This is a genomic window from Oceanobacillus damuensis, assembly GCF_001618145.1.
Taxonomy (GTDB): Bacteria; Bacillota; Bacilli; order Bacillales; family Amphibacillaceae; genus Oceanobacillus; species Oceanobacillus damuensis.
Genome location: NZ_KV392044.1, coordinates 17,374 through 29,922, shown reverse-complemented (window position 1 = coordinate 29,922; position 12,549 = coordinate 17,374). Strand labels below are relative to the sequence as shown.

General features: G+C 37.3%; 11 protein-coding genes. 3 read left to right on the top strand and 8 right to left on the bottom strand.

Annotated features, from left to right (window positions below; all coding sequences use genetic code 11):
* Window positions 1–307 precede the first annotated feature (307 nt).
* Window positions 308–499 (top strand): helix-turn-helix transcriptional regulator, encoded by a 192-nt coding sequence (locus A4245_RS02585; protein WP_067725384.1) that lies wholly within the window; start codon window positions 308–310, stop codon window positions 497–499.
* A 76-nt stretch (window positions 500–575) separates the two neighbouring features.
* On the opposite strand, the gene A4245_RS02580 is transcribed toward A4245_RS02585, so the two are convergent.
* The 4 genes from A4245_RS02580 to A4245_RS02565 form a co-directional block, all read right to left on the bottom strand.
* Window positions 576–1,577 carry a peptidoglycan-binding protein gene (locus A4245_RS02580; protein WP_067725383.1) on the bottom strand — a complete coding sequence of 334 codons (1,002 nt, stop codon included), beginning with the start codon at window positions 1,575–1,577 and terminating at the stop codon, window positions 576–578.
* The gene (locus tag A4245_RS02575; RefSeq protein ID WP_067725382.1) at window positions 1,577–1,816 is read right to left on the bottom strand and encodes a phage holin; all 240 of its coding nucleotides are present in this window, start codon (window positions 1,814–1,816) and stop codon (window positions 1,577–1,579) included. Before A4245_RS02575 ends, A4245_RS02580 begins: the two co-directional genes overlap by 1 nt.
* Before the next feature lie 12 nt (window positions 1,817–1,828).
* Window positions 1,829–2,104 carry a hypothetical protein gene (locus tag A4245_RS02570; protein WP_157087640.1) on the bottom strand — a complete coding sequence of 92 codons (276 nt, stop codon included), beginning with the start codon at window positions 2,102–2,104 and terminating at the stop codon, window positions 1,829–1,831.
* A 145-nt stretch (window positions 2,105–2,249) separates the two neighbouring features.
* Window positions 2,250–3,254 (bottom strand): tyrosine-type recombinase/integrase, encoded by a 1,005-nt coding sequence (locus A4245_RS02565; RefSeq protein WP_199860641.1) that lies wholly within the window; start codon window positions 3,252–3,254, stop codon window positions 2,250–2,252.
* Window positions 3,255–3,362: 108 nt separating this feature from the next.
* Between A4245_RS02565 and A4245_RS02560 the strand changes: the two genes are divergently transcribed.
* Together A4245_RS02560 and A4245_RS02555 are read left to right on the top strand one after the other, a co-directional pair.
* The gene (locus A4245_RS02560; protein WP_067725380.1) at window positions 3,363–3,584 is read left to right on the top strand and encodes a helix-turn-helix domain-containing protein; all 222 of its coding nucleotides are present in this window, start codon (window positions 3,363–3,365) and stop codon (window positions 3,582–3,584) included.
* Between the two features lie 787 nt (window positions 3,585–4,371).
* On the top strand, window positions 4,372–5,655 hold the full coding sequence (locus A4245_RS02555) for an O-antigen ligase family protein (protein WP_067725379.1): 1,284 nt from the start codon (window positions 4,372–4,374) through the stop codon (window positions 5,653–5,655).
* 12 nt (window positions 5,656–5,667) lie between these two features.
* Here the strand turns inward: A4245_RS02555 and A4245_RS02550 are convergent, their stop codons facing one another.
* The 4 genes from A4245_RS02550 to A4245_RS02535 all read right to left on the bottom strand — a co-directional run bounded on the left by A4245_RS02550 (window position 5,668) and on the right by A4245_RS02535 (window position 12,510).
* Complete coding sequence (locus A4245_RS02550) at window positions 5,668–7,746, bottom strand: hypothetical protein (protein ID WP_067725378.1); 2,079 nt, start codon at window positions 7,744–7,746, stop codon at window positions 5,668–5,670.
* A gap of 314 nt (window positions 7,747–8,060) precedes the next feature.
* Window positions 8,061–9,542 (bottom strand): phage tail spike protein (locus A4245_RS02545; RefSeq protein WP_234402332.1); only part of this gene is annotated, 1,482 nt, incomplete at its 3' end.
* Window positions 9,542–10,252, bottom strand: coding sequence for a phage tail family protein (locus A4245_RS02540; protein ID WP_067725376.1), 711 nt, complete (start codon window positions 10,250–10,252; stop codon window positions 9,542–9,544). The genes A4245_RS02545 and A4245_RS02540, both read right to left, overlap by 1 nt.
* A complete protein-coding gene (locus A4245_RS02535) occupies window positions 10,252–12,510 on the bottom strand; it encodes a phage tail protein (protein ID WP_067725375.1) in 2,259 nt (752 codons plus the stop codon). Before A4245_RS02535 ends, A4245_RS02540 begins: the two co-directional genes overlap by 1 nt.
* Window positions 12,511–12,549: the final 39 nt, after the last annotated feature.

Here is a 12,549-nt window from a genome sequence, read left to right as displayed (position 1 = left end):
CCATCTCTATTCATTTCTATATACGGTTATTAGATTAGTAGTATTTGAGAGTATCTAGACGAGTATATATTTCCCTGTCATGAAGAGAGGGAAAGAGTGGAAGGAGTGAGAGAACGAGCGAATTTGAAAATCAGGTATGCCCGTAACCCGTGTGTGGTATGTGCGTTTCTGTATGCGGTTGAATAGTCGCTTGTAGTAATAGTATATCCAGACAAACGAGGAATATACCTATTACTTTAAAAAATTAAACTAAAAATATAAAGGTTTATTACATTAGTTTGTGGAAATATTTATATAGGGTGATGAAATGAAGAATAATATAAATGTGTGGATTGCGAAAAGTGGTTTATCAAAGAAGGAAGTTGCTCACAGTTTAGGTGTAAGTCATATTGTTTTATCAAGGTGGATTAATGGGCATAGTAATCCGTCATTGGAGAACGCTTTAAAATTGGCTGAATTATTGAATTGTACGGTAGATGAATTGTATAAACAAAATTAAGCCTCTCAACTGTTTCCGCAGCTGGGAGGCTTTTAACATCAGCTAATACAAGATAGATTTTTAATTAATTTTAAACTTAATACCCTTTTGACTTCAACACAGCTTGTAATTTTTTCTTAGTGTTCGGTCCATATTTACCATCAATTTCATACGGCAAGTAAACCTTTTGAAAACGCGTTACTGCGTCTTCAACTTTGTCACCATACCATCCATCTTCTTTTCCGCATTTAAAGTTAACGGCATTAAGCGCTCTTTGAATTTGCTTAACTTCATCAAAAGAGCCACGTTTGCCGCCCTTTTCATAGTGTTTCCATACACCTGCAGGTAATGGATATTTATAAGTTGACTGTGGCTTTTTAGGTGCGCTCGGCTTTGGTGTATAAGCATTTTTAGCTTTACCAAGATTAATTACTTGTCCAATCTGCAATTTAGCAGGATCTACACCAGGATTGGCTGTAATTAAATCCTCTACCGTAATACCCTCATCATTGTTAGCAATTCCCCAGAAAGTGTCGCCCTCTTGGATTTTATACGTTCCAGGCGCGGCAGTTGGTTTCTTGGCATCTAGAAACTTAAAAGCCTCTTTGTAATTAAACACGCAGCAGTCCTTCCAGCCGTAACCTGGCATCTCATTGTGAGATTTGTCCTCTTCACCGATTTTATCAGCAACAAGCGCTTCCTGTAACTCGTCAATTGTGGCTTTAGTTGCATCGTCAAGACCATCAAAACGGTAATCACCAGCTACGCAAGCGCCCAAAGAATACTGATTACTATTACCGACATGGAAGGTCCGTAAACTGATATCATTAGCATATACAATACGGGCTCTTTTACCTTTTGGTGTATTAACGATGTTTTTAGGCTCGATTATGAATGCGTAACCAGCCCCTGGCCAACCTAAACTAATATGATAATTAGCAAAAGCGGAAGCGATGGATCCAGCTAAGTCCTTTTTGGTCAAAGAATGGTGCCAAACACGGGTTTTAATTGATTGCGTGCGCTTTGAATAATTTCCATTTTTCGGAATTGACTTCCTGTGGTCCACCAGCTGCGGCAAATCTTCAAATTTATATCCCATTACTTCACATCCTTTTTAGGTTTTGTATAACCCAACGCTTGCTTACTGTCTGATAACCCATTTGTGGTATGGTCTGTAATTACGCCACCTGTAACAAGCAAAAGCATTATAGCCTGTGCATAGGTCTCGTATGAGCCCATATTCATCCATCCTGCATCTGTAACGATCAATCCGATTAAACCAAAAAGAGCCACCCAAAATGGATAGCTATGGATTCTTACTTTCCAGTTGATTTTCATTTGACTTCCTCCTTAAAATATTTTTTCCAACCATGCACCTGCTGACAACGCCACACCTAACCATGCAGGCCAAAGTTTTCGTATGCTCCATTTGTTGTGTTCTTCTGCTTCCAGCTTCTTATCTATTTGTTCAATTTTTTTGTCCCTGGCATCAAACTTCAAATCAATCTCGGCTCTTGGCACGTAACTCTGATTCCACACATCAAGCTTGTCATTCATCGAATTGATGGTTACACTGATTTGTTCCAGTTTGGTTTCTACAACTGCTAACCGTTCGGAATTTTCCATTTCCTTTGCCTCCTGTGTCATAGTAACCCCCTTAAAAATGTGACTTGTCTCGTATTACCTAAGACCACCGTATAACCCTGCGGTGGGAGGGATAGTGCGCGCTATCCCGCTATTTCCCCATAAAAAAGAGCCCTGGACAGGACTCTCACTGCGCATGATATCTTTTATGCGCTTGCTTCTTACGATCTTCGGTTACAAAACTGTAAATTAATGTTGTACTTGGATTGCTGTGACCGAGTATGTGCTGCACGTCTGCTAAATCAGCTCCGTTTTCCATCATTAAAGTTGCTGCGGTATGGCGAAAAACATGCGGAGTAAGCTTTTTAGAGATGTTCGCACGTTTTTCAATTTTATCGACAATACTTTCAATAGCTGCACCCGTCAAATCTCGGTAAGGTCTTCTCTCCCCAATAAATAGATAATCAGATGGGCCAAATCTATTCTCTTTTCTACTTAGCAAATACTTGTTTAAGTGATACATAGCTTTATCAGACAAATATACGGTACGCTCTTTATTACCTTTACCAATTACATTGATACTCATGTTCTGCGGATCCAGGTCACTTCTTTTCATATTGGCAATCTCGCTCAATCTGCAAGCTGTTGAGTACATCACCTCCATTAAGGCTCTTTCTCTATTTGTTTTACATGCCTCTCTGACCATTTCAACTTCTTTTATACTTAACCCTTTAGGCAATCGTTTAGGTTGTTTAGGTGGCTTTATTTTGCTTGCTGGATTCTTAATCAATAACTCTTCGTCCACTAACCAAGCAAAGAAAGCTTTTATTGCAGATAGTTTTCTATCGACTGTACTCGGTTTCCATTCTTCGTTAGAAGCAAGATATTGTCGGATATCAGATGTGTTAACCAAAACGATCGACTTGTCTATGAATCTGCTAAACATACCTAGCTCGACTCGATAGCCTTTTAAAGTCGCTTTGCTATATCCTTCAATTCGTCTGGCATTGATATATATTTCAATCTTTTCTTGTAAATCCTTTTCCTGGTCCTCATTAGATTTTCTGTTTACATTGTAATTATGGATGATCTCTTCTAACCGGTGTGTTAATTTTATTTCGTCTGTATCAGGGGAAATTGTACTAACAATCGTTCGGACATCGTTCATTAGTCTGGCTGTGTCATTAATCAAATTATTTCCTCCTTTATTGTTACGTTGTTCGTTACAAAATCAACATAGCACGTTACATTTTTCGTGTCAATGTGTTATGTTTAACAAAACAAAAAAGGAGTTGAACAATTGCATATTCATATTAAATTAAATGATTTGCTGGCAGAAAGAAAAATTTCTCACCGCGAATTCGCAAGAATGACAGGCATAAGACACCCTTCTATAAGCGAAATGTGCAACAATGCTTCTAAACATATTCCATTAAAAAATCTTGCCAAAATATGTGAAGTTCTGGAATGTGATATTGCAGATATTTTGGTATTAAAAGAGAGCAGTCAGAATAAAATCTGATCGCTCTCTTTTTTTGAAAACCCGCAGCGCATGCCACACCAAATACGTACAGTATATGCAATGAGATGGGATACGGCTTGTTGCATGGCATGTGACACACGGTACCTGATTCCGTGTGAGATGATTGTGCTGGACCTCTTAATAATTTCTTGACAACACTGACATCCATAAAAAATTAAACACCCAAACCACCCTCAATGCCACCGTCATACACTCGCCTCGAAATTTCGGACCGACTGCCATCGGGTGGTGTTATTCTGGCGCGGGTTTGACGGGGTCGATGGCACAGTGGCACTCGGTGCGGAATTCTCACCGTAGTTTCGCACCGGATTTCGACCCGACTAACTCGTCATACGCAATTTTTTGTTTCCCACACGCAACTTATTCGGCGAATGTTGATATGGCGGGCTTAAATCGGGGTGGAATACGTCGGTTAGTCGGCACGTATTTTGCACCGAAGTGTCATCACGCATGTCGCACCGGGGTTTATCGACGGTATAATTGTATCGACTGTCATCCCGGGACGTATCAACGGAAGAGCATAAGGGGGACGTATGACAAGCCTCGCTGCGCTCATTTGTCAGTCAGCATAGCTGACGGTCCCCCATTTGCTGACACCTCCAAAAAAAAGACACCTCTATGAGATGCCTTTACAAATTTACTGAATATTCATCAGTTCGGATTTTGCTCCGAATTTCCAGCTATTGGTAAAAATTACCTTAACATCACCCCTTTTAAATGCTATTATTAATAGGGATTTTAAAATAAATGAAATAGGAGTAATTTTATGAAATTAATAATATACTTAAATAATAGCCAAAATAGCATTGCAATAATATTGGCTGTCGCTCTTTTGTCATTGTCTTACCCTTACGGTTTCCCTTTATTTGGATTAATTGTTATCTTATTTGGATTGTTAAAAGTAATCACTGGAAAATTTAAGGTTCGAATTAATATTGGTTTTATCCTATTCTTCCTTGCAGTTTTAACTTATATCCTTGGTATGACCCTTAGTGGTGGCAGGATATATTCAAGTAATATTTCTGACTTAACTAATATTCTAAGCTTCTTTATCATTTGGGCTTTATTGAGCGATTTAAATAGAGATGATTACCCCAAATTAATACATAATTTTGCTAAATATGCCGTCTTTGTTTCTTTTATAGTTTCTCTAATATCACTATATAAATTTTATCAGCTACTTGGAGGTATCCAATTACCACAGTTTTTCATGGGAAATTATTATCCAACCGGATCATCATTATTGCGTGACTATAATATGTTTAGTCTTGGTCTTATACCAGGTTTAATCATGACTACGTATTTGTTAAGTAATTCAAAAAAAATTACCCATATGTCTTATTATTTAATTTCTTTTGTGACTATATTTTCTTCTCTTATCTTGGCTGGTTCAAGGCGTGGCTGGATAGTAGCCATTATTGTATTATTATTTGTTCTTTTCTTATTAGTAAAATTCATTTTCCATTTGAACAAAAATTTTGTAAAACTATTTAAAATAAGCCTTGGAGCGCTTTACGTTAGTATATTCGCTTTACTCTTTGTCAACTTGTTTAATGTTGAATTTAACTTTCAATCTTCTCCGGAAATACAAAATTTAAAATACCGATTCGAAACATTACAATATGAAGAAGCTAGCAATAGTATGTCGCCTAGAACAGTTAGATGGGACTATGCTTCCCGAATGTATAATGATGCTAATCCTCTTGAAGTTTTTATTGGTTCGGGTTTTGGATACTTACCGAAATTTGCAAATGAATTCGCGCCCAGTATACAAGAAGATTACCCACATAGTCCGTTTTATTCTACTCTGTTATTTTCGGGTTTAATCGGTTTAATAATCTTGTCATTTATGCTGTTTTGGTCAATTATCATGTCTTTCAAAGAAATTAAAACGCTTGGATTTCACTTTATACTTGTATTCTTAATATCTTGGACATTCGCTCTCATTTCTGGAAACTCTATATTTTCCATCAATGTTTTCTTAATACTACTTTTAGTCATTGTGTCTGTCCCGAATCAGAAGGAAAGTACAAAAGAAGCCCTTTTTTAAGAGCTTCTTTTTTTAATTTGTAATCTGTTTCCAGTCTGCGTTAGATGATGTTCCTGTAGCTATATAAGCAATACCTGAAACTACTGCTGTTTGCCCAACAAAAGATGGTGTACCACTAACAGACCTTTTAGAACCTACCTGAACTGGAAACCATGACGGCGTTCCATCTGTCATGTTCACCCACTCAACCGCTTCACCTTCTGTTGGTTTGTCCACCAACCATCTATCTCCCTGTCTAAAGTTACCAACACTCGGCGGATTGCCTGCCCATTGTGGATTAATAATTATCCTTGACTTTCGGACTAAACTTATTTTATTTTCCCGTGGAGCTACATATGCACTACCTGATCTTACTTCTTCAATTATTGTACCTGCGCCATGATAACTATTAACCTGTAAATCTAGAGTGTTATCTCTAATCATCATGATATAATCACAGTCATCTGCAATAACTTCTCCAACCTGTATACCACTCGCTGAATTAATAGTCGATAATCCAGCTAAAGCATTCTTTGCTTTGATGTAATCGATGTTCACATTGCTCGCACCGGATAAATCACAAGCTGTGTCAAGACTATTTGAACCATCCACCTGCAAACCATCAAAAAATATTGTTCCGACTTTAACATTTTTCGAACCGCCTCTTGCCATAAATGCATAAGCAGCTAAAATGGAACTATTTCTATACAATCCAGTTGCGATTTCTGTTTCTAATTCTACATCAATTACGTTATTTGTTCTATACAGGTTGCCTAATAAATTGTTTCCAATTATTGTACCGATTTTAACTTTGCTCACACTATTTAGATACACGTTTGCAGTATTGGTACTCGTTACAGCTTCGCAATCCATCAATTGTATTGTACCAATCTCTATATTCTTGACTATGGATTGATCTCCGTTAGAAGAAGATAAAATAACCGGATCTCTACCGATAATATTTCTAGCAACAACATTATTGATTTTTACATTTTTCACTCTATCTCCTGTTGTGTCAGGCGTAGTTGCTTGCATATCCAAAGCGGTATATCCGCCGTTTACGACCACAGTTCCGATTGTCAGATTTTCAACAGAACGTAAATGTAGTGCGTTGGAAGCTCCTAGCCAGTCAGGGTCGCTCTCAACCTTAGAAGCATAAGTCACTTCGGAAACAATACTACCAACCGACCAATCCCGACATGGATTAAGCGAACTGGTACTTCCTAAATAAATTACGTCTTTTCTTGAATTGTAAGATTGTATAGATTTAATATCTACTGATGTAGTTCCTTGTGCGCTTATAACTGCTGCTCTTAAACCTAAAGATACATCATATTCTCCGTTTAAAGTATCACCCAACAAAGTGTCGCCGTTAATCCTGCTACAATCTTGTAATTGAACTCCGTGAGATAACCTTTTAAATGTTTGTTTTCCACTAAATCTTATATTAGTAGAATCTTTACCATAAATAGATGTTGTTCGGTCATCCGCTAGACCTGTTCCTTCAAATACACCTTCTATAAATTCTACATTTTCAATCGCACTCATATAAAACGTTCGAGTGTAGGCATCTGCTTCGTTTATAGTCCAGTTTGATGGAGATTCACATAGTATTGTTGCTTTACGCAAATCAAATGTTATATGCGATTTTAAGTAAACACGTTCAATATAAAATTTTCCGGTTAACCTAAGCTTAGTTCCTTCCGGAGCATTATCTATTGCAGATTGAAGATTATTAGTGTCTGTTACCCTGTTTTGAAACCCAATAACTAGCACTTCATTTTTCGTAATCTGTGCCAATTCCAAGTCTGTTGAATTCAGTCTTTCTACTAAACTCGACTTATTTCCGCGTGCATCTCCAACCTCTGTTTCTAAAGCAGTTAAGTTTGGAGCGTAATCTTGCTCTAATTGAGTAAGTTTATTTTCAATTTCAGTTGCCAGCTTACCCTCGTCAAATTTTCCATCGATGATATCTTGCGCTACCTGTCTCGACCAATCAGCCACATCAGCAGTAGCTTCCATGGATGACGCAATAGCTTCTCTTACTTCACTACCATGGATAGCATTTCTTACTTCATATGCTAATTCTTCAATATTTTCAGGAACTGCCATTAATCGTCACTCCTTGCTTTCCATTTTTCTTTTACTAGATGTGCTTTTTCCCTTATTTTTCGTGACTGTTCTGCTAACTCCTCTGCTCTACTGAGTTTCAAGATTAGTCACCCTTTCCTCTAATTGGTCAAGGTCAATTGCGTTAACCACAGTAATTAAGTCTAATTTCTGTTTTAGATCATCCAAATTAATAGCATTTAATACGGTGATTAAATCTACTTTTGATTTATCTGAAGCACTCATTAATCCATCTTCCAGGTCAGTAGCTAAATCATAATTTTCAAGTTCATCTAATTTTGTCTTATCTGCAGCANCTTTTCTAATTCATCTAGTTTGGTCTTATCCGCTGCGCTCATAAGGCCGTCCTCGGTTTCGGTAGCTACCTCATACTTTTCTAATTCATCTAGTTTGGTCTTATCCGCTGCGCTCATAAGGCCGTCCTCTGTTTGAGTTGCTGGCTGATAATCTGGTATGGCATCTACCGCATCTGTTAAATCATTTACGGCTAGATTTAAATTTTCGATAGCTTCTTCAAGTGCTGGCAAATCTGCATCTGCTAATGCCTGATTTATATCTGTAACTGATTGATCTACGTTGTCCAATTCACTTTGAATTGATGCTAATCGACTTGATTGTTGATTCATTTTGCTTTGTAATTGTACGATTCTCTTTTCTTGTTTATTGGCATCAGCCTGGTACTCATTTAATGTTTTGAACTTGTCGCCAATCGTTAAATTGTCATCCTCTGGTTTTAAAATATCGATTGTTTTTCCAATAATACGTAATCGTTCATCGATATTCATGACAGGATTAATAACAGGATGGTCATTACCTACCTGAAAAGAATCAGGATCCAATCCAATTAAAAAAAGATCAGCTGCACTGATCTTGTGTTGGTATAATGCGATTTTTTGATTATCAATCCATTGTTGACCCCTTGTTAATAAATTATTTGGGTCCGTTATATCGTCCCACGTCTGCGAGCCGCCTTGAATGCCGAATTCTGCTTTTAAATCTTCTCGATCAATATAAGGAATGCCGTTATTGACTTCTTCTATTGTTAATCTTGCCTGTGATGCGTCAATAGCTCCTTCTGTTTCAACTCGTGTCCCAAGAGGGGTTAATCGTGTAACTATTTGAGTTGGGTCAATGCTTCTGGTAATTGTTTTTAGGTTTTTAGCAATTTTGATTTCAGTTTGCTTTGATTCGCCAATTCTTTCAACTAGGTCCAAGTAACTGACTCCATTTTCCTTCCTGATTCGTAGCTCCCCACCCAAACGATCTATCAATTCATTTTCAATTGCGCTAAATGTATCTTCTTCCGCAGATAAATAACAGTATAAATAGTTAGTTGAGTTGGTCACTTCTATAACACCAGGTTTAAATTGTTTGTATTCTTCAACTTGTGTATTGTGGTAATTTATTATAGATATCCAAAGTTCTTCTGGGGTTCCCTGGAATTCTAAATGCCTTTGTTGCGAATCTTGTAAGTAAGATAATTCACCTTCACATGCATAAGAAAAAACATGAAGCCCGTTATTTGTCATTTCTTCTTCTGGTTCTAAGACTCTTCCTTCGAATACATATTCTTTTTCTTTCAAATCAAATACGTTTATCAATGTTTTAAAAGGTTTCATATTCCCATGTGCTGGATTGTTGTGATGAAAAGCCAAATTAAAAGAATCAACTTTGTTAATCTCTTTTTTAATTTTTCCTTGCTCTAATTTTAATCCATTCACATGATGGCTGTGGATTACCTTATCTAATCCATCATTATTAATCGTAACTCTAAACATTAGATCAACTCCTTATAAAACTCGAAAGCAATTGATCCACTTCCCGTAATAATCAATTCATTTTCACCAGAGTTTAACACAAATTCTTCGCTTTTCGATTCACCTGTAGGCACATTAAATATAATGCCATCTTTAACGATTGTCATTGCACTGGAAGCTGTGATTGTTGGAATTACATCCGGAGTGCCTACATTGTATAAAATAACTGTTAATTCGCCATCCACTTCAAATGACGTAGATTGCATAATGTCTAAGTCAAAATTATACTCATCCCATATATCGTGACCTTCTGGAAGTTCTGAAATCATGAAAGGATATGCGGTAAATTCTACAGTTAAAATTCCCGTATCATAATCCTCTGAAAAAGAATTTGAACCTTCCACTTCTGCAAGAAAATAATAGCCTGGGTAAGCATCATCATATAACCTTTGCTTACCTCGACTATTCATTAACCAATTAATAATTTGCGTTTTCTTAGAATTCATTTGCGATTTCCCTGGTAATGGTTTGTAAATATTAAATGGATAAGACAATGATCTAGGTTCATAAGATTGAGACCCATAAATTTCACTGAAATCATATTCAATATTTGAGAAAGGGACTGCTACCTTTATTTTCTTTTTTTCTGGGATGCCTATTTCTTTCCCTTTGGCCATTGTTACACCAAAATCATTATAAGAATGTTTCCCTAAAAATTTAATGCCTAACATTAGGTAGCAAGCCTCCTTTCAGTATGTCTCACTCTCTTGCCATCATCTTCTGCCCTAGCATCCCCAGTTTCTTTAGCAATAACTTTATCATTCAAAATGATGTTCTTACCTTCTCTTATAGCTCTAATTACTTCGAGTAAAAGCTCTTCTAAGACGGTTAAATCAAATTTGTCTTTGTCATATCTCCTAGAATCACTTTCAGGATTTCCTTGATTAGTCATCACCGTGGTTCTAGCATTGTCCTCTACTTTTGGTTTATCAGGTATCGTCAACAGGTGCTCCAAGCTGCGCTTAACATGTCCTTCTGATTTATCTATTGAATCTTCAATAGGTCCTCCAAAATCAAGCTTATCCAAATCACTTAATGGTCCAACTTTGGCAGGTGAAAACGGTAGAAAGTCACGTACTGACCCAGCTATGTCTTTAACAGAGTCGATTACTTTTGTGGCTGCTTCTTTAATTCCTTTGGCCATTTGATCAATAAGCCCTTTACCCGCACTGAGAAAGGAACTTCCCAATCCAGTAACAAATGATAAAATATCACTAAACGTACTTTTAATATTTGTAAAAATCCCTCTGACCGCTGATCGGATTCCTGAACCCATGTTTCGGAAAAATCCAAGCACTCTTGAAATTAAATTAGATACAGTACCTGTTACAGACGATCCTATGTTTCGGAAAATATTCATGATGTTCGTGCCTAAACCGCGAATCAGGTTAACACCAACGCTTGCAAACGATCTAATAAGAGCCAAACCACGACCGATTAATGTAAGATTTATCAAGTTCCACACAAATTGGAGTGCTCCACTTAATAGCTGCTTAATGCCTTCCCACATTTTCGACCAGTCGCCGGTAAAAAGTCCGGAAAAAGTTTTTATTAGTCCCATAATGATATTTAGCGCACCATTAAAAAGTCCCATGATTAAATCAAGAACAGTTCGAACTACAAGCATGACTGCTGGCATAACAAATTCAATAACTGACTGTATGAATGAAAAAGCATTTTGAACGGCTTGCATAATTTGTTGGCCGTTTTCTTCCCAGAATTGTCTTAGGACAGCTAATTTTTCTTGGATAAAAGGAACAACAATATTAAGGACCTCTTGAATAATTACCCAGGCTGCTTGTAATGCTGTCATTATCGTTTCTTTGACACTATTAAAAATTAGCACCGCATTTTCTAGTATTGCTTGACCATTTTGTTTCCAAAATTCAACAACTTTTATTAGGGTTTCCATGACAAAAGGAACAATAAAATTAAGTACTTCTTGAAGTACTTCTCGTACTGTTCCGAAAACCATTGACCAGTACGCTAAAAGCAGACCTAGATAAGTTTGGAACCCTTCCCAAATACTACTTAATGAACCTTCGTTTTGAGTGGCCCAGTCCTTTAAAAATCCAATCACTTTTCCGATCCCGTCCGTAACCCATCCTGTTGCTGTTTGAATAAATCCAAATACGTTTGAAAAAGTTTCACGAATAGCAGGCAAATTAGAAATAACCCAATCCATTAAAGATTGAAACATCGGCATAAGGTCTAATCCGATTTGTGTAGCTGCTGTACCCAGTGAACGTTTAATCCGATCCCATGAATCTTGAAAAGCTTCAGCTGCATACAATGAATCCTCTTCAAGTACAAGCCCAAGTTCTTGCGCCTTTTCCCTGGCTTCATCGATACTCAAGGAACCATCGTTTAATGCTGGCAACAAATTACGAGCCAGTTTCGTACCAAACATCTCAGTTGCTAAATTTACTTTATCTTGTTCATTTTCCATTTCGGATAAAGTTGATATAGATTGAGCGAATGCATCTTCGGTAGATAGTGTTCCGTCTTTAACATCATCTAGATTTACACCTAGCTCTTTTAACGCTTCCGAGTATTTTTCGTTTCCGTTTGTGGCCTTGCCTAAACGTTGGTTGAATCGACCGATAGCTTTTTCCATGTTGTCGTGAGAAAGCCCGTTTTGGCTTGCCCAAAAGTCCATCTCTTGATAAAAATCAGTCGTTACACCTAGTTTTTCTGCTCCTTTTGCGATTGCGTCGGCTGTCTGCGTTGCTTTATTGGCCAATCCAAACATAGCTGCTCCTACGCCTATAGCCGCGCCTGCAAGCGCCGTTCCCCATTTAGCAGCTGTTTTAATTCCGCCACCTAAACGTTCTCCAACGCCTTTAGCTTTCTTATCAGTTTTAGACAGGCTATTCTGTGCTTCCTTATCATCAATAAGAATCGAACCAAACAGCTTAAATATCTGCAATACTTCACCTTCTTTCTGATAAAGGCATACTATTTAACC